This is a genomic window from Paraburkholderia sp. BL21I4N1 (assembly GCF_002973525.1).
Classification (GTDB): domain Bacteria; phylum Pseudomonadota; class Gammaproteobacteria; order Burkholderiales; family Burkholderiaceae; genus Paraburkholderia.
In genome coordinates this window covers 129,229-155,152 of sequence record NZ_PVEN01000014.1, presented here as the reverse complement: position 1 = coordinate 155,152, position 25,924 = coordinate 129,229, and the positions used below count along the sequence as shown (strand labels likewise).

Below are 25,924 nucleotides of genomic sequence, written 5' to 3'. Positions count from 1 at the left end.
CGCCATGCCGTGTGGGCGGCGGTGCGTTGCAGTCGTTCGAATCGAACCGGCGCGCCGGATAGGCGTGCCGGCAGGCTGAGTGTGGCAAGAGTCCCTCGCTCGGTCCGCGCGTAGTCGTTTTGCCGCCGGCTGCAAGATCGCAGGCCGGCGGGTCGCTTATGCTGGACTTTTATTGCGTGGGGTGCAAGCGGGGACAACGAGAGGCGCGGGTTACAGCCAACCCGCCTTGCGAAAGCGCCAGTACAGCACGCAATCGACCGCGAACATCACGGTCAGGCACAGCGGATAACCGTACTTGTAGTGCAGTTCGGGGATGCTCTGAAAATTCATGCCGTAGATGCCGGCGATCATGGTCGGCACCGCGAACAGCGCCGCGAACGAGCCGAGCCGCTTGGTCACCTCGCTCTCGGCCAGCGAGATCATGCCGAGGTTGACCTGCACGGCGGTCACCACGAGCTCACGCCGGCCGTCGATAATCTTGACGATCCGTTCGAGGTGATCGTAGACGTCGCGAAAGTACGCCTGCATGCCTGCGCAAATGCTCGGAATGCGTCCGCCGGTCAGCTTGCTGATCGCTTCCTGCAGCGGCGCGATATGGTGTTGCAGGATCACGAGGCGGCGTTTGAGCGAATACAGTTCCTGAATGATCTCGCGCGACGCCGCCGAATTATTGCGCTCGAAAATGCGGTCTTCGAGCGCTTCGATCTCCTGGTTCATCGCCTCGATGATCGGAAAGTAGCGATCGACAATGTCGTCGGCCAGCGCGTACAGCACGAACGCCGACCCTTCCTTGAGCAGTTCCGGCTCGCGCTCGCAGCGGGCGCGCACGTTCTGAAAACCGGCCCGCGTGCCGCGACGCACGGAGAGCACATAGTTCTTGCCGACGAACACGTCGACTTCGCCGATCAGCAGTTCGCCCGCTTCGTCCATTTCTACCGTGTGCATGACCGCGAACAGCGACTCGCCGTACTCCTCGATCTTGGGGCTCTGGTGACCGTTCTGCGCATCTTCGATGGCGAGTTCGTGCAGGTTGAACTCGTGCTTCATCACGGCCAGTTCGTCGGGCTCCGGGTCTTTCAGCGCGACCCAGACGAAACACTCGGGACGCGCTACATAGTCGCTAATGCTATCGATGTCGATATCGGCCAGCTTCCTGCCGTCCTGATAGGCGGCGCAATTGATCAGCATGATGGATTACCTTGAAAACGAAAACAGACCGCCGAGCTGCGCAGGGTGCGTGCCCGGGGTCGGGATCTGCATGGGTGGTCAACGTATCCGCCATGTTAAAGGCCCGGCGTGAACGTCTTGTATCCATTTGTTAAACGTGGCGTATCCGGCCTGGCGCGCGGCGGCGCTCGCCGCTATCGGGCGACCCGGCGCAGCGCGATGCGGTGCTCTTCATTGAAGACGATCGACGCGCGATTCGTATAGCGCGTGTCCGCCGTCACCGTGAAGGGCAATTCGACGACCGGGTCGAACTGCGTGGACACGCCGATGCGATGCACGCCCGGGCTGAGATAGAAGACCACGTGCTCGCCGTTCATCAGGTCGGTGACCTGTTCGCCGTCGATATACACCAGTGCGTCGCGAAAGCGCACGATCACGTCGCGCGAACGTTCACGCCGCACGTCGACCGCGACGAGTCCGTCGCCCCGCTCGGTGTAGCCGGGCTGGACGATGCGCGCGGCCGGCACCGCCTTGAACGGCACCGGCTCGGCCGGGGCGGCGGCGCAACCGGCCAGCAGCGCGACGCTTGACATGACGAACGGCGCGAGCGTGGGCGCGGCTGACGACGCGGCAAGCGCGAGCAACCCGGCCCGGAGGTGGCAATGCAGGCGCTGAGGCATGTGGTTCTCCCTGGTGGCGGGTTGTCGTGGCGGATTTTGTTATGAGGGTGCGGGGCGATGTTTTGCCATCCTGAATGCTCCCGCTCACCCATTGCCAGGCATGATAGCAATGCGCGGCCATTCTGCCACCCTGGCCGGATGGCCAACCGCGGGCCGACCTCGCGCCAACCTGTCTCCGCCCTCTTGCATGCCGCCGCGTTCTTCTTCATCATCGCTGCAAAAGGGGCGCTTGCGCAGGTCCGGCGCGTTACGGATTTACCCTCGGTTGCCACGCGCCCGCCTCGCTTGTCAGCAGCGTCTTCGCCATCGTGTGTATGCGCAATGCTTCACGCTCCGTATCGGCGGAGATTCGATCAAGGAGATTGCAATGTGGTACTTCACCTGGATTCTCGGCATTGGCGTGGCGTTGGGCTTCGGCATCATTAACGTGATGTGGCTGGAAGCCGGCGGCAAGTTCGCGCGTGACCCGCAACTCGGCGCCGCCTCGGCCGCGCCGGAGGACAATACTGCGTGACTTATCTGGTGTTCGTTTGCGGCCACGCGGGCACGGGCAAGACCACGCTCGCGAAGAAACTGTTCGGCCCGCTGACGCAAGCGAGCGGCGCGCCCTTCTGCCTGCTCGACAAAGACACGCTCTACGGCGACTACAGCGCGGCCGCGATGGCCATGCTGACCGGCGACCCGAACGACCGCGACAGCCCGCTGTTCCTGCAACATCTGCGCGACCCGGAATATCGCAGCCTGATCGACACCGCCCGCGACAATCTCGAACTCGGTGTGAGCGCGCTGGTGGTCGCCCCGCTGTCGCGTGAAGTGCGTGAGCGGCGGCTGTTCGATCGCGCCTGGCTGGGAGTCGGCCACAAAGTCGCGCTCAGGGTCGTGTGGGTCTACACGGACGAAGAAACCGCGCATCGGCGCATCGTCGAGCGAGGCAATCCGAACGACGCGTACAAGCTCGCGCATTGGGACGAATACCGGCAGCGCCGCTTCGTGCCGCACGGTGAGACGCGTGACGATCTGTTGATGTTCGACAACACCGCGCCGACATCGGCGGATCATGAGGCGCTGCTTGCACGCCTCATCGGCGAGGCTTATCCGGCCGCCACGATGCAGCCGCCGTTGCCGGTGTAGGCGGCGTTGGCATCACGCTACCCAGGCGCCGTTTGAAAACCGCCCGAGCGTCGCCCTCGAGATCGCCCCGACATAGCGCGGAAACAAAAACGCCCCGCATGACTAACCGTCAATACGGAGCGTTTCCAGAGTCCTCGATTCGAAGCCCGCCGCGTCTCGCGGCGCCACCCGATCTTAGACCGTCGCCATCGCATCCAGCGACTGCCCTTCATACAGCTGCCCAAACCGGTTCGCGAGGAAGTCGCGCAGCGACACCTGCTCCTGGCGCACGAAACCGCTTTGCGGCAGCTTCTTTTCGCGGAACAGGTCGAGCACCGCGCACATCGCGCCGGCCGTGGTGATCTGGATCGCGCTCATCGGCACGCCGCACACCGTCTTCGCGAAAATCTTGCGGGTGAAGACTTCCTGCACCAGTTGACCGTCGCGCATGCCGCTCACGGTGATGAACACCAGCACCACGTCCTGCGCGGTCGACGGTACCGAGCGGCGCATGATGTTCTTCAGCGTGTCGCGGTCGGTGGCCAGACGCAGGTCTTCCAGCAGGAACTGCATCAGGTTGCGGTGACCCGGATAACGCACCGACTTGTAGTCGAGCGATTCGACGCGGCCGGCCAGCGTTTCGCACAGCGTGCCGAGGCCGCCGGACGTATTGAAGGCTTCGTATTCGGTGCCGTCGAGCGAAAAATGTTCGAGGCCTTCGAGCGGCTGCACCCACTGCGTGCGGCTGTCGCGAATCGCTTCGCACGGCTGGCAGTACTCGTTGATCAGACCGTCCACGCTCCACGTCAGGTTGTACTTCAGCGCATTGGTCGGGAATTCCGGCAGCGCGCCGACCCGCATCTTGACGTCGCGGATTTCGGTGAAGCGGTTCGCCAGTTCGTGCGCCGCAATGCCGATGAAACCCGGTGCGAGACCGCACTGCGGCATGAACGCGTGATCGGCGGATTCCGCGATTTCACGGATCGCGGAAGTGGCGCGCACGTCTTCGGTCAGGTCGAAGTAATGCACGCCCGCGCCCTTGGCCGCCGACGCCACGTTCACCGCGAGGTAATACGGCAACGCGTTGACGAGCGCATCGAAGCCTTGCACGGCCGCCCGCAGCGCGGCGGCATCGGCGGAGTCGACGCGCTGCGTCGGAATCCCCTGGGCGGCGAGCTTATCGAGCGCGTGTTGATCGCGGTCGAACGCGACGACTTCGTAGTCGCCGGTTTCACGCAACATGTGGGCGATGGTGTGACCGATCAAACCTGCGCCAACAATGGCTACTTTCATGCGCTTCTCCTGATTCTCTGACTGCTGTCTCCAGCTTGGGAAGTGCGCTGCGCTGTGGCGCCGCGCCCGGCGGGCTGAACCCTTGAGCAACAGTTTAGGGAGAAGCAAAAACAGTTCATACGCGCAAAATGCTGCGATATGACCATGAATTTCGACGTTATGACGAACTTATCAGTCAATATGTCGAAAAGTTGTTAAAACGGCGTAAACGGCGGGGCTGCGGGGAATGGTGGCCGCACCCGCTCACACCATGCCGCGATCGATCTTGCGCGCCAGAATGATCGACGTCGTGGTGCGCTCCACGCCCTCCAATCCGCCGATCTCATCGAGCAGATCGTTCAGCCGGTCGGGCGAATCGGCGCGCAGCCACGCCACGTAGTCGAACTCGCCGCTCACCGCGCACAGCAGTTGCACCTCCGGCATCTTGCCGAGCCGCTTCTGCACGGCCGGCCCATGCCGGGGCGCGATGATGATGCCGACATAGGCGACGATGCTCGAATCGAGCACGTCCTGCCCAAGCCGCACGCTATAGCCGGCGATCACATTGCTGCGTTCGAGCCGCGCGATGCGGGCAATCACGGTGGTACGCGCCACGTCCAGCTGACGCGCGAGATTGGCGACGCTTTCGCGCGCGTTGGCTTGCAGCAGCGCAACGAGGTTACGGTCGAGGTCGTCGAGTTGGTCGAGGCGCGGAGGTCTCATCGAGGGCGAAGGAAGAAGGTCAACGGTGGAGCGGATTATCGCGCGTCTTGAGCGGCGGGCGGCGAAGTCGTGCGGCGGATCACACGCCGAAGCGCTCTATCACGAAGTCGATGAAACTGGTGAGCTTCGGCGTGGCGCGCCGGTCGCGCGGATAGACCAGATGAACCGGTGCGCCGTCGGGCAGATAATCTTCCAGCACGGACACCAGCTCGCCGCTAGCGATCTCCCGCGCGAGCAGCGCCTCCGGCTGCAACACCAGGCCGAATCCGCGCAACGCGGCCACCTTCAGCGCCTGTCCGTTGTTCGCGCGGAATCGTCCGGCGCGCAACTGGTTTTCCGCAAGCGTCTCGCCATCGAGCCGCCACAATCCTTCGCGGCCCCAGTGCAGAAAGCCCAGACATTCGTGGTCCACCAGATCGGCCGGCGTGCGTGGCGTGCCGACCCGCGCCAGATACGCCGGCGACGCGCACGCGCGCATCCGGTAAGGCTTCAGCGGCCGCGCGACGAAACTCGACTCCGCCAGATGACCGATCCGCACGGACGCGTCGAAGCCCTCTTCCACCAGATCGATCACACGGTTCGAGAGATCGAGTTCGAGGATCACGTCCGGCCATGCGGTGAGGTAGTCGGTCATGGCCGGCGCGAACACTTCGACGCCATAGGTCAGCGGCACGGTTACCTTGAGCACGCCGCGCGGCGCGGCGGCCATCGCCTCGGCGAGCGACTCGGCATTCTTCACGTCGGCCAGAATGCGTCTGCATTGCTCGTAATACTGCCGGCCGATCTCCGTCAGACTTTGCCGGCGCGTGGTGCGGGTCAGCAGCCGCGTCGCCAGCCGGGTTTCGAGCGCACGGATATGTTTACCGACCATTGCCGACGAAATGTCAAACCGCTCGGCCGCCGCCGTCAGGCTGCCCGCCTCGACCACCGCGACGAAGATTTCCATGCTGACGAATTTATCCACCCGCTATTTCCTGTTGGTTTCGGTTGTAAGCGTTTGTCGCATAAGCGGCGCATTGTAGGGATATCGTGATACTAATAGCGGCGACGGCAAAATGGGCAGCCGGCCGCCACGCGTTATGAGTCACGCGTCGTGACTCAGCCGTAACGACGCGAGGCGGGCCGCTCGCCACACGCGCCTTGTCCCAATTCGAATAGACATCAGGAGTTTCGATGAAAAAAGCACTGGTAATGCTGGCCACCGCAGTCGCCATGAGCGGCGCGTTCGCACAAACCCCCGCGCCGGCATCGGCACCGGCCGGCGCCATGGCGGCCCCCGCCGGCAAAGCCGGCCACGAGCGCAATGTCGAAGACCGGATCGCCTACCTGCACTCGCAACTGAAGATCACCTCGGCGCAGGAATCGCAATGGAACGCTTTCGCCGACGTCATGCGCAGCAACGGCGAAACGATGGGCCAGTTGTTCCAGCAACGCAAGGCCGCGGGCAACCTGTCCGCGATCGACGACATGAAGCAATACGCTTCGATCGCGCAAGCGCATGCGGATGGCATGAAGAAGCTGGTCGATGCGTTCGACCCGCTGTATAGCAGCTTCTCGCCCGAGCAGAAGAAGCTGGCCGATGTGACGTTCCATCAGCCGGGCGGTCCGAACGGCGCTGCGCGTCATCACGGTAAGGGCAAGGCCGGCAAGGCCGCACCGGCGCCGGCGAGCGACGCGGCGCAGTAAGCGCGCGGATCGATAGTCAGGTCATTCGGCAGTTCGGCGGTAAGGGGCGAGCGGCGCGAGACATCGCGCCGCTCGCCCTGTTCTTTCTGGCGACCGGCGAGTTCTTCGCCGCGCGCTTATCGCGCCACCCCAACCAAAACAAACCGGGCGTCGGATCCATCTGGCATGATGCGAGTTCGCGGCTTCCGGCAACGGGTTCAGAGACACCTCGTCGCGATCCCCTGCCCGCGCGCCGCCGTCAATCTCTCTATCTCTGTCCGCTTCATGAACGAACTCAACAATCTCGATCTGAGTCAAGATCCGCTCGCCCGTCGCGTCGTTAAAGACGAAACCGTGCACGTCGACTTCGCCGCTGTCGAAGGCGAACTGATGAGCCTCGAAGGTCCGAACCGTTTCGTCCCGGGCGACGCGTTGATTACCGGCTCGACTGGCGACCGCTGGGTCGTCTCGCGCGAACGCTTCGACGCCAAATACGTGCCCGCCGACGCCGCGCTCGCGCACGGCGAAGCCGGCGCCTATCGCAACCGACCGGCCGTCGTCCTCGCCAGACAGATGACGGAAGCGTTCTCGCTCGCGCGTTCCGCGGCCGGCGGCGACGTGCTGCACGGTGCCGCCGGCGACTGGATCATGCAATACGCGCCGGGCGATTACGGCGTGGTGCAGGCGGTGCGCTTCGCGAAGGTTTATCGGTTGGCCGATTGAGGGGTTCGGGCCTGCGTTTCGGGCCTGGGGTTCGGGGTTCAGGCCTGGTGTTCAGGCCTGAAACGCTCGCCCCGAACCTCACACCGACACGTCAAGCAAACTCGTCGCCGAGATCCACCGTGACGTCGCGCGGCACCGCCTCGCCATTCGCATACTGTTCTTCGAGCGAGCCGATGCTCGCCTCGACATACGCGCGCAACACGGCAAAACTGCGGCCGCGCAACCGCGCCGGCAACGCAAGGTAACGCGCCAACGCGGCCGGCGTAATCACCACCGTCATCACGATGCGGCGCGCTGCCGCGCCGAAGCGCATCGCCACCCAGTGAATAGCCAGCGTCGGCGTGCCGTCTTCCGCCGCGCGCTGGATGAACTGCGTCTGCTCGGGAAACAGATCGCTGATGACACGCGCCAATGCCTCGAACTCGGGATTCGCGCAGTCGTATTGGTAAGCTTCCATGGGAAGGGTCCGGTGGTCATGCTGAAGGGTCGGCCGCTCACGGGAAGCCGCCGACGAGAGAACATCGCGGCCGGATTATGCCGCGACCGCCGGCCGCCGGTACGTTCTGAACAACAGCCCGGCGACGACCAACGCACCCAGCGCATACACGCCATCCACCGCGGCGAGCGGCACCAGTTGCGCCTGAAACAGGGCGGCGGGCACGTCCACCAGCGCATGCAGCAGGATCGCGAGCGGCAGGATGCCGCGCCAGCCGGCACGCAGACCACGCCACATCAGCACCGACAAACCAATCTGGAAGATCAGCGCGGCCACGCGTTCGAGCGCGAAAATCCCGGCCGTTTGCGGCGTCAGACTGGCGAGGATCAGATGGATACGCATCACCGAATCGGTCGGCAGGTTGCCCAGGTAACTGTCCAGTTCGCCGCGGTTTTCGAACACCGCGAACAGAATCCATTGAATCTGCACCAGCACGCCCACCAGCCACGCTTCCGCGCCGCCGTGGCCGAGGCCGTAGGTCAGCGCGGTGCCGTCATCGCCGCGCGCGGCCGCGCTGTCCGGCGTAGTGGAGGTGGCGGAGGTCGCCGCAGACGCTTTGGCCGCAGCCCGCTTGAGCAGCAGCCGCATACCGATGAAGCGCCCCACTTCCTCGCAGATGCCCGCGGCCAGCGCGCCGTACACCACGAAAGCCAGCGGATTGGCGAGGAAGGTTGCGGTCGCCTCGTTCCGATGCAGCACGTAGTCGTTCAAGGCGCGCTCGATCACCATGGCGAACAACGCGAAGATCGCGATACCGGTGATCGCATCGCGCGGTTTCAGCGCGAGCGGCCGGCGCAGACGGCGGTAGATCAGGAAGGGTAAGGCGGCGACCAGCAGCGTCGCGACGGCGAGACTGGAGAGAGTAAGCGGTGCTACAACCATGAGTGTCCTTGCAATGACCGGCGCGCACCCGCTGCGCGCCGCAGCCCGAATGATCGCAGATCAGCGCGAAGTTGACGCGCGGACGATCAATTCACCCGGCAGCAGACAGTCGCGCGCGGCGGTCTGAACGCCTTCGATGCGCTCGTGCAGGAACTCGACCGCGCGATAGCCGATCTCGTAGGTCGGCTGGCGGATCGTCGTCACGCCGGTCAATTCGGCCCAGTCGGGGTCGTCGATGGAGAGCAGCGCGACGCGGCTTTGCCAGTCGGCGCCGTAGCGGGCTTTCAGGTGCAGCGCGAGACACAGTGCGACCGGCGCGTTGGCCGCGAATAGCGCGAGGCGGCGAGAGGCGGCGGCATCGATCGCGCGGTCCAGCTCGACGATGCTGCGTTCGACTTCGGCGGTGTCCGCGAGATTCAGCACCAGCGTGTGGCCACGCGCGCCGCCGTGGCCTCCCTGCGCGCCTCGAGTCGCTTGCCCCGCTCGCGCGTTTATCGCCTCGCGAAACGCCGCTTCGCGCAATTGCCGCGAGCTCACCTGTTCGAACGGTTGAACGGCGAACCAGATGTCGTCGAAGCCACTGTCGAGCAGATGCCGTGTACCCAGTTCAGCGGCCGCGCGATTATCCAGTCCCACCATATCGGCGACCAGCCCATCCACCAACCGATCCACCAGCACGGCCGGAATCCCGTTGCCGACGACCGGCCGCAACGTCGCTTCCCGCACGCCCAGCGCGTTGACGATCACGCCCTCAACCCGATACGTGGTCAGCAGTTGCAGATAACGGCGCTCCATTTCGACTTCGTTGGCGGCATGGCAGATCAGCGGCATCAAACCCAGCGCGTGACAGGCCGCTTCCACGCCTTGCAGCACTTCGACCGTGTACGGATTCGTCAAGTCGGCGAGCAGCATGCCGATCAACCGGTTGCGGCCTCGCTTGAGGCCGCGCGCCATCTGATTCGGCTGATAGTCGAGCCGCGCGATCGCGGCCTCGATCCGCGCGCGCAGTTCCGGCGACAACACGCTCATCTCGCCGTTCAGATAGCGCGAAATACTGGTCTTGCCGGTGCCGGCTTCCCGCGCGACGTCGGTGATCGTCGCGCGGCGCGGCGCGGTTTGCGGTGTCGTACTCATCGGCGCCTCGCCAGGCCGTTCACGCGTTGCCTCGCTGACTCAACACCTCACGATTGACGATGTTATTCGCGAGCGTACCTTGCAACGCGGCGACCAGGTTTTCCGCCGCGTTGCGCGCCATCGCGTGACGCGTCTCGTGGGTCGCCGAGCCGATATGCGGCAGCGCGACCACGTTCGCGAGCTTCAGCAGCGGCGAGTCGGCCGGCAGCGGTTCGGTCTCGAACACGTCGAGTCCCGCGCCGCGAATCGTGCCGTTTTGCAGCGCCTCGATCAGCGCCGGTTCGTCGACGGTTGCGCCGCGCGATGCGTTGATCAGAATCGCGCCCGGCTTCATCGATTTGAGTTCGGCCGCGCCGATCAGATGCTTCGTTTCGGCCGTGAGCGGCACTTGCAGGCAGACGAAATCGGCCGTGGCGAGCAGCTCCGCCAACTCGACGCGCCGCGCGCCGTAAGCCTGTTCGGCCTGCGGATTCGCGCTGCGGTTGGTGTACAGCACCGTCATGTTGAAGCCCAGCGCCGCGCGCCGCGCGACCGCGCCGCCGATCCGGCCCAGGCCGACGATACCGAGCGTCTTGCCCTGCACGTCGACCCCGAACTGGGCCGGCCCGATGCTGTGCCGCCACTCGCCGGCCTTCACCCAGTCGGCGAGTTCGACCACCCGGCGCGCCGAGGCGAGAATCAACGAAAACACCGTGTCCGCCGTGGACTCGGTCAGCACGTCGGGCGTATGGGCAAGCACGATGCCACGACGCGTCAGATCGGCGACGTCGAACTGGTCGAAGCCCACCGAGATGGTCGACAGCGCCTTGAGCCGCGTCGCGCCTTCGAGCATGGCCGGCGTGATCTTCACGCTCGAACCGATGCCGCCGTCCGCGTCTCGCAGCGCGGCGACGAACGTGTCGTGCTGAGCCGCATCGACCTGCACGACCTCCCCATGCTGCCGCAGATACGCGAGCACATCTTCGGGCAGCGGCTTCCAGGCGACGATCTTCTTCATCAGCTTATTTTCCTTGCAACGGTGTAGCGAGCGGGGTCGCGTCGTTCGGCGTCTGATCCCGCGGCTGCGGCTTGACGATCAGCGTCAGGATCACCGCGGCGACCAGCGCCACGCTCATGAATGCATACGACGCCGACGGCGAACCGGTGGCGCCGTTCAGATAACCGACCACGTACGAGCCGACGAACGACCCGAGCGCGCCCATGCTGTTGATCAGCGCCATCGCGCCGCCCGCGACGTTCTTCGGCAGCAGCTCCGGCACGATCGCGAAGAACGGTCCGTACGGCGCGTACATCGCGCCGCCGGCGATCACCAGCAGCGCATACGAGAGCCAGAAATGCGTGGAACCGAGCGCGTACGACGCCGCGAACGCCACCGCGCCGACCAGCAGAAACGGCCAGACGAACACTTTGCGGCGGTTGAGTTTATCCGATGCCCACGAAGCTGCAAGCATCGCGATGGTCGCAGCCAGATACGGCAGCGCCGAGAGCCAGCCGGTTTCGACCATGCCGAGCGTCGAACCGTTCTTCAGGATAGACGGCAGCCACAACACGAAGCCGTACACGCCGATACTCCAGCAGAAGTATTGCGCGCACAGCTTGATCACCGCGGGGTTGCGAAACGCCTCGCTATAGTTGCGCACCGGCTTGATCGCGGCCTGCTCGGCACGCAGCGTTTGCGCGAGTTCGTCCTTTTGCTGCTGGGTCAGCCACGACACCTGCTGCGGCTTGTCCTTCACTATGAACCACCAGCACACGGCCCAGACAATGGCGGGCGCGCCCTCGGCGATGAACATATGACGCCAGCCGAACGAATGCACCAGATAGCCGGACACGACCGACATCCACAGGACGGTGACCGGATTGCCGAGAATCAGGAAGGTGTTGGCGCGCGAGCGTTCGCCCTTGGTGAACCAGTTGCTGATGAAGATCAGCATGGCCGGCATCACCGCGGCTTCGACCACGCCGAGCAAGAAACGGATCACCATCAGCGACGGAATATTGCTGACCATGCCGGTCAGCGCCGCGCAGCCGCCCCACAGCACGAGGCTCCAGAACACGAGCTTCTTGACGCTGCGGCGTTCGGCGTAGATCGCGCCGGGAATCTGGAAAAAGAAATAGCCGAGGAAGAACAGCGCGCCGATCAGCGACGCCAGCCCTTTGCTGATGCCGAGATCCTGGTTGATGCCGGCCGCCGACGCGAAGCCGAAGTTCGCGCGGTCCAGATAAGCGAGGCTATAGGTGATGAACACGATCGGCATGATCGTCCACCAGCGGCGAATCGCAAGCGATGAGGTCATGGGTGTCTCCTTTGACGGCTTCCCGAAACAATGATGAACGGTCATGGGGCGCGGTTCGGCGCGCTCTTGCTGTTGGGGTGGTACCTGGGTGCCTGACGCTGCCGCCCGTCGTTCACAATGCGGTCGCAACCGGCGGCACCTCGGCCAGTTCGAGCGCATCCAGTTCGGCGCGGGTCGGCAAGCCTTCCGAATCGCCGATCACCTGAATCGCCAGCGCGCCGATGCGGTTGCCGCGCGCCACGGCTTGCGGCAGCGTGCGGCCTTCGAGCAGCGCGCTGACCACGCCGACCGCGAAGCCGTCGCCCGCGCCGACCGTGTCCACCACCTTCGCGACCGGGCGGCCGGGAATCACGGCGGCATCGTCGGCGGTGCGGAAATACGCGCCTTGCGCGCCGAGCTTGATGATGACGCCGCGCGCGCCCTGGTCGAGATAGAACTTCGCGATGTCGTCCGGCTTCGTGTAGCCGGTCAGAATCTCGCCCTCGCCGATGCCGGGCAGCACCCAGTCGGCCAGCGCGGCCAGCGCGTTCAAGCCGTCGACCATCGCGGCACGTGACGGCCACAAGGTCGGGCGCAGATTCGGGTCGAACGAAATCGTCTTGCCGGCGGCCCGCATTTCGCGCGCAAGATGGAACGCGAGCTCACGCGAACTTGCCGAGATCGCCGGCGCGACGCCGGTCAGGTGCAGATGACGCGCGGGCAGCACGTAACCCGCCGCGTAGTCCGCCAGCGACAGATGACTGGCCGCCGAGCCTTTGCGGAAATACTCGATCGCCGGGTCGCTGCCGTCGTCGTTTTTCGACTTCAGCTGGAAGCCGGTCGGGTGGTGTTCGTCGGTCGTCACGCAGCGCTGGTCGATGCCTTCTTTCGTCAACGTGTCGCGCACGAACTGACCGAACGAGTCGCTGCCGACGCGGCTCATCCAGCCCACCTTGAAGCCGAGCCGCGACAGGCCGATCGCCACGTTCAGATCGGCGCCGGCAACACGTTTGATGAACTGACCGACCGCCGCGAGCTCGCCGGTTTCGGCGGCCACGAACATGGCCATGGCTTCGCCGTAGGTGACGACATCGAGTCCTGCGTGGGGGTTGCTCATGCTTTGCTCCTGCGTGGCTCTTTTTTGCTGCGTCGTCGGCGTGTGGCGCGACGCGGGCGTGGTGGTTCGGGTTGCGTGTTCGGGTTGCGTGTTCGGGTTGCGTGTTCGGTGCTGCGTGCTTCGTGTGTTGCCTGCCGCGTGCGGTTTTCTCTACCGCTTTCTCTCAGGTTCCGCGCACCGCTCACGCCGCCGACAGCCACGCGACGTAGTGCGCCGCGTCCGCGTCGATACGATTCGTCTCGAACGGAAATTCGATGCCGCGCGGTACATCCCGCGGTAGAGAGTCGAGCACTGCGGCGAACTGCGCGTCGTCGGCGGCCGGGGCGGCCGGAAAACGCCGTGCGCCCTCGCCCGTCGTCGTCTTGCAATGGATGTAGTCGACGTGCGTGGCCAGCGACCCGGCGGCGGCGAGCGGCGCGACGTCGCGCCAGGCCCAGTTGCCGATATCGAAGGTCATGCCGAGTACGTCCGCGTGGCCCTCGCGCGCCAGCGCGTCGAACAGACCGACGAACTGGTCGAGCGAACCGCCCTCGGCGAGTTGACCGTTTTCGACGACCAGCCGCAGCGCCGCGCAACGCAGGTGATCGGCGATCACGGCCGCGTTGGCCTCGCGAGCGAAACCGCCCAGTTGCAACTTCACGAAGCGTGCGCCGAGCGCCAACGCTTCTTCGATCGACAGGCGCAGCGCGTCGGCGTCGAGCGTGCCGTCGGCGGCGTACAGCGAAGCCGGCGTCGAGTACACGCACCACAAACCGAGCGCCGCGATCCGCTCGCCCAACTCGCGCAACTTGTGCGGGGCCGCGTCGGTTTCGTCGGCGAACAACTCGCGACGCACTTCGAAACCCGCCGCTCCGGCTTGCCGGCTCGTTTCCGCCCACTTCAGATGACCGTGCGCACGCACCGCATCCGGCCCGAACGCGCTGGCGACGATCACCACGTCCACTGCGTCAGTCATGTCGAATTTACTCAAACCCGTCTGCCAATCGGCATTTGGAACCGGTTCCAAATGCGTTTTCAAAAAAAGCGCCGAGGCGCTTGCGATGCCCGAATAGTGCGCCGGAGCCGGCGTCATGCACCATAGTGGAAATCCCCAGGAGTGGGCGTGCCGGCTTATGGGCGCAGCGAGCCCGCGCCTTGATCGCTCAAGCCCCGTCCGCCAGACACAGCGCGAGAAACTGCTCCACCACCCGCGCCGGAGCACTCGCATGCGGCACAAGGATCGACAAGCGTCGCGTCAGCGGTTCCGGGCTCAGCGAGAACAGACGCAACGCGCCGTTTTCATGCCGCATCGACATGGCCGACACGAAACCGATGCCCATGCCAGCCCGCACCGCTTCCTTTACGCCTTCCACACCGGCAATCTCCAGCGCCACGCGCATCGGCACGCCCGCCCGCGCAAACGCGCGCTCGACGATCTGCCGCACGCCGGAACCGGTCTCGCGCAACACCAGCGGATAGTCGCCGAACGCCGCCAGTTCGACGCGCGCCCCCTCACCGCTTGCGCCACTCTCCCCGCTCAACCGCGCCAACGGATGCGAACTCGGCATGATCGCGACGATCTCGTCCTCGCGCCACGCATGCACCGCCGTATCCGGCGGCAAATCCGCGCCAACCGGTCCCTCGATCATCGCGATATCGACCGAACCCAGCGCGCCGACGATTTCCGTGGTGTTGCCGTCGGCGGCATGCAGCGTGACCTCAGGAAAGCGCCGATGAAACTCGGCGATCAGATACGGCAGCAGATAACTCGCCGGCGTGGTGCTCGCGCCGATCCGCAAGGTGCCCTGCTCCAGCCCGCGCAACGCGTCGCGGTACGCATGCGCCTGCCGCCACGTATCGCGCAGCCGCGTCGCATAGCTCGCCAACTGTTCGCCGGCCGGTGTCAGACGCACGCCGCGGCCGTCGCGCTGATAAAGCGGCTCGCCGAATTCGTCCTGCAATTGCCGCAACTGGCCGGACACGGCCGGCTGCGATAAATGCAGCGCGACCGCCGCCCGGCTGATATTGCGATGCTCGGCGACGGCGGCGAACGTTATAAGTTGATCGGGGGTCATGGGAACCAAAGTATCGGCACAACCTATACTTTACATCCTAAATCACGATTTTTCATATCGATATATCTAATTTAGGATAAGCCCTATCGAATCTGAGTCAGTCATAGAAAAGGGCTGCAAACCATGTCAACCGCTCACCTCACCGCCGCTACTCCTGCCGCCGAGTCATCGACTCGCGGCCAACTCAACGGCATTCTGTTCGTCGCGCTGTTCGCCGCCGCCGTCACGCGGATCGCCGCGATTCCGGCGATTGCCGGCCTGGGCCTGAGCCCGCTGATCGTCGGCATCGTGGCCGGCGCGCTCTACGGCAACGGCCTGCGCGACGGCATGCCGGCCAGCTGGTCGGCCGGCGTCAACTTCTCGGCGCGCAAACTGCTGCGCATCGCGGTCGCCTTCTTCGGCCTGCGCGTGAGCCTGCAGGAAATCGCTCAGGTCGGCTTGCCGGGCCTTGCGGAATCGGTGCTGATCGTCGTCAGCACGCTCGTGATCGGCACGTGGGCCGGCATGAAAATCATGAAGCTCGACCGCGACACCGCGCTGCTGACGGCAGCCGGCAGCGCGATCTGCGGCGCGGCCGCCGTGCTCGCCTTCGAATCGACGCTGCAATCCAAGCCGCACAAGAGCGCGATGGCGGTGGGCAGCGTGGTGCTGTTCGGCACGCTCTCCATGTTCCTCTACCCGGTGCTGTTCAAGGCGGGCTGGCTGCATCTGGACACGGTGGGCGCGGGCCTCTTCTTCGGCGGCACGATTCACGAAGTGGCGCAGGTGGTCGGCGCGGCCAGCAACGTGAGCCCGGAAGCCGAGCATATCGCCACCATCGTCAAGATGACTCGCGTGATGCTGCTGGTGCCGGTGCTGCTGGTGGTCGGCGTGTGGGTGAACCGCTCGGCGCGCTCGTCTGCGTCGCATGAAGGCGCCGCGTCGCATGGGCCGCGCAAGCTGGCGATCCCCTGGTTCGCGCTCGGCTTCCTCGCGTTCGTCGTGATCAACTCGCTGCATGTGTTGCCGGAAGCCGCGACCAGTACGCTGAACATGCTCGACACCTTCGCGCTGACCATGGCCATGACGGCACTCGGCATCGAAACGCGGATCTCGCAAATTCGCCAGGCCGGGCCCCGCGCACTGACCACCGGCTTCATTCTGTACGTCTGGCTGATTGCCGGCGGACTCGGAATTACATGGGCCGTCCAGCACCTGTTCGGCTAAACGGCTCCCGCCTTCGAACCCACCCCGCCGCGTGCGGGGTTTTGCGCATTCAGGCGCCCCATCCGGCCCGAGCGCACGGCATACTGGTTGCTGACGTCGTCAGTTCACGCAATCCGTCGTGCAACCTGCCCGTTCAAGAGACACATGGGCAACCGGAATGAGGATCGATCGATGAGCCTGGAACTTTACTATTGGGACGGTCTGCAAGGCCGCGGCGAATTCGTGCGGCTGGCGCTGGAAGAAGCCGGCGCCGACTACGTGGAAGTAGCGCGCGGCGAGCCGTCGGACGGCCTCGGTACCAACGCGATGATGGCCGTCATGAAAAGTCGCGACGTGCCCTACCCGCCGTACGCGCCGCCGTTTCTGAAAGACGGCGATCTGGTGATCGCGCAGACCGCCAACATTCTGTTCTACCTCGGGCCGCGACTGAATCTGGCGCCGCAGGTGGAAAGCCTGCGCTACGTCGCCAACGGCCTGCAACTGACCATCGCCGACATGGTCACCGAAGCGCACGACACGCATCATCCGCTCGCCAGCGCGCTGTATTACGAAGACCAGAAAGACGCCGCGAAAGTGCGCGCGCATGACTTCATCGACAACCGGATTCCGAAGTTCATGACGTACTTCGAGCGCGTGCTGAAGCAGAACCCGGCCGGCGCCACCTGGATGGTCGGCGACGCGCTCAGCTACGTCGACCTGTCGATGTTCCAGTTGATCGACGGCCTGCTGTACGCGTTTCCGCGCGCGCTCAAACGCTTCGGCGAACACTATCCACGGCTCGCCGCGTTGCACGACGCGGTGATCGAGCGGCCGAACATCGCCGCGTATCTGCAGTCGGCGCGCCGCATCGAGCATAACGAGGCGTGCATCTTCCGGCACTATCCCGAGCTCGACAAGGCGGCGGCTTGAGCTGCGTCGCCCTTCACCGCCTCGCCGCCGTCACGCGCGCGCCGTCCGCGGCGCGCGTACGGCCGTTGCGAGGCATGCCGCCGTTCAACCCCTCACACCCTGTCACGCCGACGTGCTTTCATTCCTGCTGAAGCTGCGCACCCGCGCCCAACATCTGTTCCGCCTCTCCGACGCCCACACGATGCTGGTCTGGTCGGTGGTGGTCGGCGTCGCCGGCGCCTTCGCGACGATCGCTTTTCGTGAGGCTATCGCGCTGCTGCAACTGGCGACAGTCGGCAAGTCCGGCAGCTTCGTCGAAATGGCGCGCAGTCTGCCGTGGACGGTGCGCATCTGGCTGCCCGCCGCCGGCGGTCTGATCGCCGGTTTCTTCCTGCTGATCGCGCGACGTCATGCGGACAAGAACAGCCACGTCGACTACATGGAAGCGGTCGCGATCGGCGACGGCGTGGTGCCGGTGAAACTGAGCTTCTGGCGCAGCGTGTCGTCGCTGTTCACGATTTCGAGCGGCGGCTCGATCGGCCGCGAAGGGCCGATGGTGCAACTGGCGGCGCTGGCCGCGTCGCTGATCGGCCGCTGGGTGCATTTCGATCCGCCACGGCTGCGTCTGCTGGTGGCGTGCGGCGCGGCGGCCGGTATCACGTCCGCGTATAGCGCGCCGATTGCCGGCGCGTTTTTCGTCACCGAGATCGTGCTCGGTTCGATCGCCATGGAAAGCTTCGGGCCGGTGGTGGTCGCGGCCGTGGTCGCAAACATCACGATGCGTGAATTCGCCGGCTACAAGCCGCCGTACGAGATGCCGGTGTTTCCGCCGGTGGCCGGCCTCGAAGTGCTGCTGTTCGTCGCGCTCGGCGCGCTGTGCGGCGCGGCGGCGCCGCAGTTTCTGCGACTGCTGGATGTATCCAAGGCGAGCTTTCGCAAGCTGCCGTTGCCGCTGCCGGTGCGCCTCGCGATCGGCGGTCTGGTGGTCGGCATTCTGTCGGTCTGGTCGCCCGAGGTATGGGGCAACGGCTATAGCGTGGTCAACTCGATTCTGCACTCGCCGTGGACCTGGACCGCGCTCGTGCTGGTGCTGGCGTTCAAGCTCGTCGCGACCGCCGCGACCGCGGGTTCCGGCGCGGTCGGCGGGGTGTTTACGCCGACGCTGTTCGTCGGCGCGGTGGTCGGCTCGCTGTTCGGCCAGGGCATGCATGCGCTGTGGCCGCACGGCACCTCGGCGCCGTTCGCGTACGCGATGGTCGGCATGGGCGCGTTCCTGGCCGGCGCGACCCAGGCGCCGCTGATGGCGATCCTGATGATCTTCGAAATGACGCTCAGCTATCAGGTGGTGCTGCCGCTGATGCTGTCGTGCGTGGTCGCGTATTTCGTCTCGCGCGCAATCGGCAAGACGTCGATGTACGAGATCACGCTGCACCGTAATCAGGAGGAACAGGCGCGTTCGCGGCTGCGCTCCACGCAGATGCGCGAACTGATCCGGCCCGCCGAAACCGTCGTGCCGCCGAACGCGACGGTGCACGATATGACGCGCGTGTTTCTCGAGTATCCGGTGAAGTATCTGTACGTGGCGAACGAGTCGGGCGCGTTTCTCGGCGTGGTGGCGCTGAAGGACATCACCTCCGATCTGCTTGAGAAACGCGACACCGCCGCGAAGACCGCCGCTGACTATCTGCAGCCGCATTTCGACGTGCTGACGCCCGACATGCCGCTCGGCGTCGCGTTGCAGCACTTCATGGCGTTTCAGGGCGAGCGGCTGCCGGTGGTTGAAAGCGCCGCGCATCCGAAACTCGCGGGCGTGGTCTACAAAACGTCGCTGCTCGATGCTTATTTCCGGATGAATCCGACGCGCTGAGCGCTCGCTCGCCGTCAGATCAGCCCCACCTTGCGCCCCTTCCGCTCCGTGCAAAGCCCAGCAGACTTTCTACAATAGGGAGATCGCTGCAGCAAGAAGTGAGCACCGGAGCGAACATGAGCGAATCGTCACACGATGCCGTGCGCCGCGATCAGGCGGGCTGGATTTTCGTGCATATCGAGGGTGAACCGTACGATCGCGGCGAACAGCACGGCCAGCTACTCGCCACCGAAATCCGCAACGCGATCCACACCGCCCGCTACCTCGCGAAGTGGGACACCGGCGAAGACTTCGACACCTTCGTCGGCGCCGCCGTGTCGCAGTTCGCCAACCAGCTCGACACCGAATTCGCCGACGAAATCCAGGGCATCGCCGACGGCGCGAAGCTGCCGTTCGCCGAAGTGCTGGCGTGGAACGGCTACATGGATCTGCTGCAAAGCTGGTGGCCGGCCCACGCGGCGCAGCAGAAGCCCGAGCTGGGCCTGAAACCGTGGCGTGGCCGGCGCGGCCATCATTGCAGCGCATTCATCGCGACCGGTAGCGCCACGCGCGACGGCCGCATCGTGATGGCGCATAACTCGTGGGACCGCTACGCCGCCGGCGACGCGTTCAACGTGGTGTTCGACATCGTGCCGGAGCGCGGCAACCGCATTCTCATGCAAGGTTTGCCGGGCTGCATATCGAGCCTCACCGACTTCTGGATCACCGCCGCCGGGCTAATGGTGACCGAAACCACCATCTCGAACTTCGTCGGCTATCACGCGGCGGGCGCGCCCGAGTTCTATCGCTCACGGCGCGCGTCGCAATACGCGAACAGCATCGCCGAATGGTGCGAGCTGTTCGCGCTCGCCAACAACGGCGGCTACGCGAACAGCTGGCTGCTCGGCGACACCAAGACCGGCGAGATCGCGCGCTACGAACTCGGGCTGCATTACGCCGGCTTCGAGAGCACGAAGGATGGGTTCTACAGTGGCTACAACACCGCCACCGATCTGAAAATCCGCAATCAGGAATGCATCGGCGAAGGCGAGGATTACACCGACGTGCGCAAGAACGGCGCACGGCGGTTGCGCTTCATGCAGCTCGCGGAATTGCATCACGGCAAGATCGACGTCGAACTGGCCAAGGCGATGATTGCCGATCACCACGACGTGTATCTCGACCGTCCCGACAATCCCTGCTCGCGCACCATCTGCGGGCACCTGGAACTGGACGACGCGCGCTTCGGCGGCAACGATCAGGGGCCGTTCAATCCGTGGGGCGCGAACGACGGTAAAGTGGCCGACAGCGACATGGCGAGCGCAATGGCGTTCGCCGCCCGCTGGGGGCATCCGTGCGGACGGCCGTTCGACGCGCAGGCGTTCATGAAGCGGCATCCGCAGTGGAACTGGTTGAATGGGTATATGCGCGACCGGCCGTCGTGGCCGTGGACGCGGTTCGAGGCGGTGCGCTAGGAGAGCACGCAGCGCCTGCGGGTTCGCATCGCCACGCGGCCGGTCAAGCGTGCCACGCTTGGCCGCAGCGCGCTCCGCCGCAGCGCAACAGAGCCGCCGGCCAGGCCTTTGCGGCCAGTTCGCCGCCGCGCTATTTCCGGCTTATCCTAGACCTGCCTTTTGGCTGCCATCATTTGAAATTTACAATACCGTTTTGTCGCAAATGTGCGCGCGTTGCAGGATTTGCCATCTAAGATGGTAGATGCACGCAATTCGCATACGACGACATCGCGCGCAGCTTGCGCCTTCCTTTCGACGCGGGGACGGCACAGCGCTTGCTCAACTGACAGCGCCGCATGAGCTTAGGAGGTCGGGCGATGAAAACCTCGACACTGTTGACCATGGTGACACTGTCAGCTTCGTGTTTCGCCGCGCCGGTGCATACCGCGCGCGACGGTACCGACGCGAACAGCCTCGCCGAACGCGCCAATGCCGCACCGGTCGCCCCCGCGGCGCCGGGCGTCGCCGCCACGGACGGCACCCGTCCGCAACAATGGCAACATATTGCGTTGCCGAAGTCCCGACATCTCGAGCGCAGCTTTACCGGCCAGGACGAGCATCTTCAGACCTGACATCGGCGCGCGCCGCGCGAAGTTGCTAGAGTTGCGTATTGTGTTGCGTCGTTAAGGCGAATCGCAGGCTTCATCCTTCCAACGAATCCGCAGGAGCGTTTGCATGACCGCATCGGCCATTCCCGGCGAATCGATTGATCTGCAAATCGCCGACGTGCTCGGCGAAGTCCATTTCCCGGCGAATAAAGATGGCCTCGTCGACGCCGCGCGCGAAGCCGGTGCGAGCAACGAAGTGCTGTCCATGCTCGACGGTTTGCCGGAACAGGATTACGCCGACGTGGCCGCCGTGACGCGGCTGATCGGCGGCAGTTTCGGCCCGGGACTGGGCGCGTGAGTCCACCGTCCGGCACCGACTGGATCTATCGCTCACCGCTGTCGGATGCCGCGAACGGCATCGAGCGGATCGAGGCGTTCTTTCATCACAACGCCTACGCGATGCACCGGCACGATACCTATGCCATCGGCCACACGTTGGCCGGCGTGCAAAATTTTCGTTATCGCGGCGGCTCCTGCAACAGCCTGCCAGGCGGCACGATGGTGCTGCATCCCGACGAACCGCATGACGGCCAGGCCGGCACCGGCGACGGCTTCCGCTACCGCATGATCTACGTCGACCCGGCGCTGCTGCAGCAGGCGCTCGGCGGCAAGCCGTTGCCGTTCGTCAAAGGCGGACTGTCGGACGATCTGCGTCTTTTCACCGCCACCGCAAACCTGCTGCGCATGATGCATAACGCGCTCGACCCGCTCGAACAGGACGATGCCCTTTACGACCTGGCGATCGCGCTCGACGCCGTGGCCGGCGCCGCGAGCACGCGACGTCCGGTGGATTTTCACGCCGCGGCGCGCGCTCGCGAGTATCTGCTGGCCTCGCTAGAGAACGCGGTCACGCTCGACGAACTGGCCACCGCGACCGGTCGCGACCGCTGGAGTTTGTCGCGGGATTTTCGCGCGCTATTCGGCACCAGCCCGCATCGCTATCTGACCATGCGGCGTCTCGATCGGGTCCGGCAACGGGTGGTTCATGGCATGTCGCTCGCCGATGCGGCGGCCGCCAGCGGCTTCACCGATCAGAGCCATATGACCCGGCATTTCAAACGCACGTGGGGCGTGGCGCCGGCGCAGTGGCTGAAGATGCTGGGCGCTTCGGCGCCGGGTCGGCGCTGAACGAAGGCGGCATTCGCGGACCTCCCGGCAGGAAAGCCCAACCCCTCGCGCATCGCGCCACCTGCACGCGCACAAACGTGCAAGACCCTGAGCGGGGTCGAGCACTATGCTCCGGCCTGACCCATCGTGCTCAGGAGGCACCTTCCATGTCAAACGATCAAACGACCCAAGCGAGCTACCAGCCCATCAATTTCGCCGACAAACTGGCCCGTATTCACGATCATTGGCAGCCGCGCGTGGTCGCGGAAATGAACGACTACCAGTTCAAGGTGGTACGGATCGAAGGTGAATTCATCTGGCACGACCACGCCGATACCGACGAGACGTTTATCGTGCTCGACGGCCAGTTGCGGATCGACATGCGTGACGGTTTCGTGCTGGTCTCAGCCGGGGAAATGTTCGTGGTGCCCAAGGGCGTCGAGCATAAGCCGTCCGCCGAACGCGAGGTCAAGATGATGCTGATCGAGCCGCGCGGCGTGAAAAATACCGGCGACGAAACCAGCGACCGCACCGCCGAAAACGACGTGTGGATCTAGCCATTGAAAAACGTGGATGCGCCGGCCGTCGCTCAGGCGCACCTATGTACCACCTGGCGAGGATATTTCCCCGAATACTGAACACTCCTGCCGATGCCGGCACGGCTCATTACTGCCCAAGGAGTGGAGCTATGAAAATCGCGACTAACCAGGATCAGCCGCAGCAACGTTTGCAAGACCCCTCGCCTTTAGTTTCGGAAGCCGTCCCGGCCAGGCATGGCGACGCGATTACCACGCTACAGCCAGATCGACGAGACATGCCGTCAGATAGTCAGCCGCACATTTACATGCCTGAATGCGCGTTTGACTCGACAGCACGGTTCGGTGCCGATTCGTTCTTTAATCCGCCGCAACGAGTCGAAGGGCAACCAAGTTATCCGCTGAGCCCAACCCGGCCGCCGCGATCGCCGAAAAAAGCAAATGAACCGGTCCCGTCGCCGGATGGCCACGCGAGCCTCAGTCCGCAAACAGGTCAGGCCCGTTATTCAAAGCGGCCGGCACACGGCAATCAGGGATCCGCCTCTATGCCGGCGGGAACGCGGTCAGACTTCGCCGATGCGCAACCTGTCGCGACGACGTCAGGTTATTCCAATCCAGGTCGATCGAAATTGGCATCGCCCCTCGAAGGCGATGGACACTTTGACAACGAATCTACTCCGCGGCCCTTCGTCAGGAGGAATGCCTTGCGCCGAGCCAGAGGGCAGGATCTGCCACTGCCACCGCCGCCAAGCAATCGCGAATTATTGTTTTACTCAAAATTCAACTCCATCGACGAAGCCAATAGTCAGCTCGGGCATTTGAAAATGGACAGGAATCCGGCATGGCTCAATATGGGCACGAAGGAACCTTATTTTGGAGAAAATAAAAACTCGACCCTCGGCCCACTTTCTAACGAAAGAAATTCACCCTTCATGAAACGATGGCAGGAAGTGTGGGGCACCGAAGAAACCAAAGGCAAAAATCTTTCCAACATCTGGCAAGCGCTGATAAAAAATCAAAAAACCAATCTCATGAATTACATCGACGATCAGACCATGGATCTGGTTCTGTTCAATTCGAAATTTCATGAAACGCTTCTGGACCCTGCCAAATCAATTCCCCAGATTACTTCGAACACGTATAGAAACGAACTGACTGCCCGTCAGGACTTCAAACGGGACGTGTATATCCTGCAACGCGAGGCACTTAATGACGACAGTCCAATCTTCAAACTGGACGGCCGCTCGCTCAAGTCCCTGAAAAAAATATCGCTCAAGTTGCCTTTCTCGGGCGAAGGAAACCTGGTCACTAGAATCATGCCTTACAGGAAAAACGACGAAACCATTCAATATATCGAGGCCAGAAAAACGTTTTACGAGGACGCACTATATCGTTTCGGAAACGGCGACAACAGCATGCAGGGTGTTATAAAGGAAAGGTCACGGCTTCAGAACGAATTCGACAATGACGTTGCCGGCTATTTCCGCGATCGACAACTCAAGGGGCAACTGGAATTCTGGAACTGGTCGAAGGTCAACGTGGCTGGCGGGATTCTGGGTTTCCACCTTATCGACTATCTGAAGAAGAAATACGGCGCGTGAATATCGACAAAAAAAGGGGCGCCGGCACGCGAGCGTCACGCAATGCCCTTCACCAACGCCCCTTTTCCAATCAGATCGGCGACGAAGCCGACACCGGCGCCGCACTCCGCGTTCGCGCGGCAGTACGCACCGAACGCACCGCTTCGCCGTGCAAATCCGCGTCCGGCAGATCGTGCGCGGGATCCAGCGCGGTTACCCCGAATGCAAACGCCGCGGCCGACCGGTCGCGCGGCGACGCCTGGCCCGGCTGGAAATACTCGACCAGATGATCGATAAAGGTTCGCACCTTAGCCGGCAAGTGCAACCGGCTCGGATACGCAATCGTGATTTCAATCTGCGGCAACCGGTAGTCGCCGAGCAACGGCACGAGCCGCCCGGACGCCAGATCGCGGCCGATCAGATAACTCGGCAGAATCGCGACGCCCATGCCCAGCAGCGCGAACTGCCTGAGCATCTCGGTGTTGTTCGCGGCGATCGCATTGCTGGGCCGCACGCGGACCTCGCCCTCCGGACCGGTGAACACCCGCTCGTCGCCGCCCTGCTCGGACGGCCGGCTCAGACAGGGATGCTCGAGCAGATGCTCGGGGCGCGTCGGCGTGCCGTGCTGCGCCAGATAGGCGGGCGTCGCGCAGACCGTCATATAGCCGGTGGTCAGCCGCCGCGTGACGATGCTCGCGCTGCGCATATGCCGCGTGACCATGATGCCGACGTCGTAACCCTCCTCGACCAGATCCACCTGGCGATCCGCCAGCGTGACGTCCGGCATCACATCCGGATAGCGCGCCGCGTACGACTGCACCACGGGCGCAAGACTATGCAGCCCGAACACCACCGGCGCCACGATGCGCAAGGTGCCGACCGGTTCGTGATTGCGCGCCACCACCATCTGCTCGACGCCTTCGAGGTCGTCGAGAATATGCCGCACGCGCTCCAGATACGTGCTGCCCGACTCGGTTAGCGACAGACGCCGAGTGGTGCGATTGAGCAGCCGCGTGCCCAGGCGCGCCTCCAGATCGGCCACGTGACGCGTGACGACCGCGGTGGACAGATCCAGCGCGCCGGCCGCGCCGACGAAACTGCCGAGATCGGCGACTTTGACGAACACGCGCATGGATTGCAATTGATTCATGGGACGACTCCTGCCTCGGTAAAGCCGGGCCGGCGCCACCTCTGGCCGCCTGTGTCGACCCGGGCGACCAGGCGCGCGCGGGTTTGCCCAACGTTTCCGATTGTATCGATCCGATCATGTCCCAACCCTGACTCGAACATGACAATCCGGTCAGGTTGACGCAGCGCCGCCCGTCACTTTTGCGAGCTTT

27 protein-coding genes are annotated in these 25,924 nt (G+C 64.2%); 13 read left to right on the top strand and 14 right to left on the bottom strand.

The genetic code is table 11. The features are described from left to right. Positions 1-210 precede the first annotated feature (210 nt). Positions 211-1,188 carry a magnesium/cobalt transporter CorA gene (gene corA / locus B0G83_RS28455; protein ID WP_105510723.1) on the bottom strand — a complete coding sequence of 326 codons (978 nt, stop codon included), beginning with the start codon at positions 1,186-1,188 and terminating at the stop codon, positions 211-213. Positions 1,189-1,361: 173 nt separating this feature from the next. Further along, a complete protein-coding gene (locus B0G83_RS28450; RefSeq protein ID WP_105510722.1) occupies positions 1,362-1,847 on the bottom strand; it encodes a hypothetical protein in 486 nt (161 codons plus the stop codon). Between the two features lie 367 nt (positions 1,848-2,214). Here B0G83_RS28450 and cydX point away from each other — a divergent pair, with 367 nt between their 5' ends. Together cydX and B0G83_RS28440 are read left to right on the top strand one after the other, a co-directional pair. Further along, positions 2,215-2,361, top strand: coding sequence for a cytochrome bd-I oxidase subunit CydX (cydX, locus tag B0G83_RS28445; RefSeq protein ID WP_105510766.1), 147 nt, complete (start codon positions 2,215-2,217; stop codon positions 2,359-2,361). Continuing rightward, complete coding sequence (locus B0G83_RS28440; protein WP_105510721.1) at positions 2,358-2,978, top strand: ATP-binding protein; 621 nt, start codon at positions 2,358-2,360, stop codon at positions 2,976-2,978. Before cydX ends, B0G83_RS28440 begins: the two co-directional genes overlap by 4 nt. A gap of 174 nt (positions 2,979-3,152) precedes the next feature. Here the strand turns inward: B0G83_RS28440 and B0G83_RS28435 are convergent, their stop codons facing one another. The 3 genes from B0G83_RS28435 to B0G83_RS28425 form a co-directional block, all read right to left on the bottom strand. Next, a complete protein-coding gene (locus B0G83_RS28435; protein WP_105510720.1) occupies positions 3,153-4,250 on the bottom strand; it encodes a saccharopine dehydrogenase family protein in 1,098 nt (365 codons plus the stop codon). 243 nt (positions 4,251-4,493) lie between these two features. After that, a complete protein-coding gene (locus tag B0G83_RS28430; protein ID WP_105510719.1) occupies positions 4,494-4,952 on the bottom strand; it encodes an Lrp/AsnC family transcriptional regulator in 459 nt (152 codons plus the stop codon). Between the two features lie 79 nt (positions 4,953-5,031). Then, positions 5,032-5,916 carry a LysR family transcriptional regulator gene (locus B0G83_RS28425; RefSeq protein ID WP_105510718.1) on the bottom strand — a complete coding sequence of 295 codons (885 nt, stop codon included), beginning with the start codon at positions 5,914-5,916 and terminating at the stop codon, positions 5,032-5,034. A gap of 209 nt (positions 5,917-6,125) precedes the next feature. Between B0G83_RS28425 and B0G83_RS28420 the strand changes: the two genes are divergently transcribed. Together B0G83_RS28420 and B0G83_RS28415 are read left to right on the top strand one after the other, a co-directional pair. Next, the gene (locus B0G83_RS28420; protein WP_105510717.1) at positions 6,126-6,638 is read left to right on the top strand and encodes a Spy/CpxP family protein refolding chaperone; all 513 of its coding nucleotides are present in this window, start codon (positions 6,126-6,128) and stop codon (positions 6,636-6,638) included. Positions 6,639-6,902: 264 nt separating this feature from the next. After that, positions 6,903-7,340, top strand: a complete 438-nt coding sequence (locus tag B0G83_RS28415; RefSeq protein WP_105510716.1) for a PGDYG domain-containing protein — start codon at positions 6,903-6,905, stop codon at positions 7,338-7,340. 91 nt (positions 7,341-7,431) lie between these two features. Here B0G83_RS28415 and B0G83_RS28410 read toward each other — a convergent pair whose 3' ends face one another. The 8 genes from B0G83_RS28410 to B0G83_RS28375 all read right to left on the bottom strand — a co-directional run bounded on the left by B0G83_RS28410 (position 7,432) and on the right by B0G83_RS28375 (position 15,299). After that, positions 7,432-7,797 carry a DUF3022 domain-containing protein gene (locus B0G83_RS28410; protein ID WP_105510715.1) on the bottom strand — a complete coding sequence of 122 codons (366 nt, stop codon included), beginning with the start codon at positions 7,795-7,797 and terminating at the stop codon, positions 7,432-7,434. A gap of 75 nt (positions 7,798-7,872) precedes the next feature. Further along, positions 7,873-8,718: a YhfC family intramembrane metalloprotease gene (locus B0G83_RS28405; protein ID WP_105510714.1), complete on the bottom strand. Its 846-nt coding sequence runs from the start codon at positions 8,716-8,718 to the stop codon at positions 7,873-7,875. Between the two features lie 60 nt (positions 8,719-8,778). Continuing rightward, on the bottom strand, positions 8,779-9,852 hold the full coding sequence (locus B0G83_RS28400; RefSeq protein WP_105510713.1) for a LacI family DNA-binding transcriptional regulator: 1,074 nt from the start codon (positions 9,850-9,852) through the stop codon (positions 8,779-8,781). A 19-nt stretch (positions 9,853-9,871) separates the two neighbouring features. Beyond that, a complete protein-coding gene (locus tag B0G83_RS28395) occupies positions 9,872-10,849 on the bottom strand; it encodes a D-glycerate dehydrogenase (protein WP_105510712.1) in 978 nt (325 codons plus the stop codon). Positions 10,850-10,853: 4 nt separating this feature from the next. After that, positions 10,854-12,149, bottom strand: coding sequence for an MFS transporter (locus tag B0G83_RS28390; RefSeq protein ID WP_105510711.1), 1,296 nt, complete (start codon positions 12,147-12,149; stop codon positions 10,854-10,856). A gap of 112 nt (positions 12,150-12,261) precedes the next feature. Beyond that, positions 12,262-13,245 carry a sugar kinase gene (locus B0G83_RS28385; protein ID WP_105510710.1) on the bottom strand — a complete coding sequence of 328 codons (984 nt, stop codon included), beginning with the start codon at positions 13,243-13,245 and terminating at the stop codon, positions 12,262-12,264. Positions 13,246-13,426: 181 nt separating this feature from the next. Next, the gene (locus B0G83_RS28380) at positions 13,427-14,200 is read right to left on the bottom strand and encodes a sugar phosphate isomerase/epimerase (protein WP_105510765.1); all 774 of its coding nucleotides are present in this window, start codon (positions 14,198-14,200) and stop codon (positions 13,427-13,429) included. Between the two features lie 187 nt (positions 14,201-14,387). Beyond that, positions 14,388-15,299: a LysR family transcriptional regulator gene (locus B0G83_RS28375; RefSeq protein WP_105510709.1), complete on the bottom strand. Its 912-nt coding sequence runs from the start codon at positions 15,297-15,299 to the stop codon at positions 14,388-14,390. Positions 15,300-15,422: 123 nt separating this feature from the next. Between B0G83_RS28375 and B0G83_RS28370 the strand changes: the two genes are divergently transcribed. The 9 genes from B0G83_RS28370 to B0G83_RS38300 all read left to right on the top strand — a co-directional run bounded on the left by B0G83_RS28370 (position 15,423) and on the right by B0G83_RS38300 (position 24,605). Continuing rightward, complete coding sequence (locus B0G83_RS28370) at positions 15,423-16,505, top strand: YeiH family protein (RefSeq protein ID WP_105510708.1); 1,083 nt, start codon at positions 15,423-15,425, stop codon at positions 16,503-16,505. A gap of 171 nt (positions 16,506-16,676) precedes the next feature. Next, on the top strand, positions 16,677-17,414 hold the full coding sequence (locus tag B0G83_RS28365) for a glutathione S-transferase (protein ID WP_105510707.1): 738 nt from the start codon (positions 16,677-16,679) through the stop codon (positions 17,412-17,414). A 112-nt stretch (positions 17,415-17,526) separates the two neighbouring features. Continuing rightward, positions 17,527-19,260, top strand: a complete 1,734-nt coding sequence (locus B0G83_RS28360) for a ClcB-like voltage-gated chloride channel protein (protein WP_105510706.1) — start codon at positions 17,527-17,529, stop codon at positions 19,258-19,260. Between the two features lie 116 nt (positions 19,261-19,376). Next, complete coding sequence (locus B0G83_RS28355) at positions 19,377-20,714, top strand: C45 family peptidase (protein ID WP_105510705.1); 1,338 nt, start codon at positions 19,377-19,379, stop codon at positions 20,712-20,714. Between the two features lie 356 nt (positions 20,715-21,070). Then, positions 21,071-21,325: a hypothetical protein gene (locus tag B0G83_RS28350; protein ID WP_105510704.1), complete on the top strand. Its 255-nt coding sequence runs from the start codon at positions 21,071-21,073 to the stop codon at positions 21,323-21,325. A 103-nt stretch (positions 21,326-21,428) separates the two neighbouring features. Beyond that, on the top strand, positions 21,429-21,659 hold the full coding sequence (locus B0G83_RS28345; RefSeq protein WP_105510703.1) for a DUF2795 domain-containing protein: 231 nt from the start codon (positions 21,429-21,431) through the stop codon (positions 21,657-21,659). Beyond that, on the top strand, positions 21,656-22,489 hold the full coding sequence (locus B0G83_RS28340) for an AraC family transcriptional regulator (protein WP_105510702.1): 834 nt from the start codon (positions 21,656-21,658) through the stop codon (positions 22,487-22,489). Before B0G83_RS28345 ends, B0G83_RS28340 begins: the two co-directional genes overlap by 4 nt. 146 nt (positions 22,490-22,635) lie before the next feature. Beyond that, positions 22,636-23,025, top strand: a complete 390-nt coding sequence (locus B0G83_RS28335) for a cupin domain-containing protein (protein ID WP_105510701.1) — start codon at positions 22,636-22,638, stop codon at positions 23,023-23,025. Between the two features lie 131 nt (positions 23,026-23,156). Then, positions 23,157-24,605: a hypothetical protein gene (locus B0G83_RS38300; RefSeq protein WP_146120308.1), complete on the top strand. Its 1,449-nt coding sequence runs from the start codon at positions 23,157-23,159 to the stop codon at positions 24,603-24,605. Between the two features lie 70 nt (positions 24,606-24,675). On the opposite strand, the gene B0G83_RS28325 is transcribed toward B0G83_RS38300, so the two are convergent. Further along, entirely contained in the window at positions 24,676-25,734 is a 1,059-nt protein-coding gene (locus B0G83_RS28325; protein WP_105510699.1) for a LysR family transcriptional regulator, read from the bottom strand. Positions 25,735-25,924: the final 190 nt, after the last annotated feature.

What these genes read in the sequence shown, in the direction of transcription:
- corA (WP_105510723.1), bottom strand. Translation starts at nt 1,188, where the DNA reads ATGCTGATCAATTGCGCCGCCTATCAGGACGGCAGGAAGCTGGCCGAT.
- B0G83_RS28450 (WP_105510722.1), bottom strand. Translation starts at nt 1,847, where the DNA reads ATGCCTCAGCGCCTGCATTGCCACCTCCGGGCCGGGTTGCTCGCGCTT.
- cydX (WP_105510766.1), top strand. Translation starts at nt 2,215, where the DNA reads ATGTGGTACTTCACCTGGATTCTCGGCATTGGCGTGGCGTTGGGCTTC.
- B0G83_RS28435 (WP_105510720.1), bottom strand. Translation starts at nt 4,250, where the DNA reads ATGAAAGTAGCCATTGTTGGCGCAGGTTTGATCGGTCACACCATCGCC.
- B0G83_RS28430 (WP_105510719.1), bottom strand. Translation starts at nt 4,952, where the DNA reads ATGAGACCTCCGCGCCTCGACCAACTCGACGACCTCGACCGTAACCTC.
- B0G83_RS28420 (WP_105510717.1), top strand. Translation starts at nt 6,126, where the DNA reads ATGAAAAAAGCACTGGTAATGCTGGCCACCGCAGTCGCCATGAGCGGC.
- B0G83_RS28415 (WP_105510716.1), top strand. Translation starts at nt 6,903, where the DNA reads ATGAACGAACTCAACAATCTCGATCTGAGTCAAGATCCGCTCGCCCGT.
- B0G83_RS28410 (WP_105510715.1), bottom strand. Translation starts at nt 7,797, where the DNA reads ATGGAAGCTTACCAATACGACTGCGCGAATCCCGAGTTCGAGGCATTG.
- B0G83_RS28405 (WP_105510714.1), bottom strand. Translation starts at nt 8,718, where the DNA reads ATGGTTGTAGCACCGCTTACTCTCTCCAGTCTCGCCGTCGCGACGCTG.
- B0G83_RS28400 (WP_105510713.1), bottom strand. Translation starts at nt 9,852, where the DNA reads ATGAGTACGACACCGCAAACCGCGCCGCGCCGCGCGACGATCACCGAC.
- B0G83_RS28395 (WP_105510712.1), bottom strand. Translation starts at nt 10,849, where the DNA reads ATGAAGAAGATCGTCGCCTGGAAGCCGCTGCCCGAAGATGTGCTCGCG.
- B0G83_RS28390 (WP_105510711.1), bottom strand. Translation starts at nt 12,149, where the DNA reads ATGACCTCATCGCTTGCGATTCGCCGCTGGTGGACGATCATGCCGATC.
- B0G83_RS28385 (WP_105510710.1), bottom strand. Translation starts at nt 13,245, where the DNA reads ATGAGCAACCCCCACGCAGGACTCGATGTCGTCACCTACGGCGAAGCC.
- B0G83_RS28380 (WP_105510765.1), bottom strand. Translation starts at nt 14,200, where the DNA reads ATGACTGACGCAGTGGACGTGGTGATCGTCGCCAGCGCGTTCGGGCCG.
- B0G83_RS28375 (WP_105510709.1), bottom strand. Translation starts at nt 15,299, where the DNA reads ATGACCCCCGATCAACTTATAACGTTCGCCGCCGTCGCCGAGCATCGC.
- B0G83_RS28370 (WP_105510708.1), top strand. Translation starts at nt 15,423, where the DNA reads ATGTCAACCGCTCACCTCACCGCCGCTACTCCTGCCGCCGAGTCATCG.
- B0G83_RS28365 (WP_105510707.1), top strand. Translation starts at nt 16,677, where the DNA reads ATGAGCCTGGAACTTTACTATTGGGACGGTCTGCAAGGCCGCGGCGAA.
- B0G83_RS28355 (WP_105510705.1), top strand. Translation starts at nt 19,377, where the DNA reads ATGAGCGAATCGTCACACGATGCCGTGCGCCGCGATCAGGCGGGCTGG.
- B0G83_RS28350 (WP_105510704.1), top strand. Translation starts at nt 21,071, where the DNA reads ATGAAAACCTCGACACTGTTGACCATGGTGACACTGTCAGCTTCGTGT.
- B0G83_RS28345 (WP_105510703.1), top strand. Translation starts at nt 21,429, where the DNA reads ATGACCGCATCGGCCATTCCCGGCGAATCGATTGATCTGCAAATCGCC.
- B0G83_RS28335 (WP_105510701.1), top strand. Translation starts at nt 22,636, where the DNA reads ATGTCAAACGATCAAACGACCCAAGCGAGCTACCAGCCCATCAATTTC.
- B0G83_RS38300 (WP_146120308.1), top strand. Translation starts at nt 23,157, where the DNA reads ATGAAAATCGCGACTAACCAGGATCAGCCGCAGCAACGTTTGCAAGAC.
- B0G83_RS28325 (WP_105510699.1), bottom strand. Translation starts at nt 25,734, where the DNA reads ATGAATCAATTGCAATCCATGCGCGTGTTCGTCAAAGTCGCCGATCTC.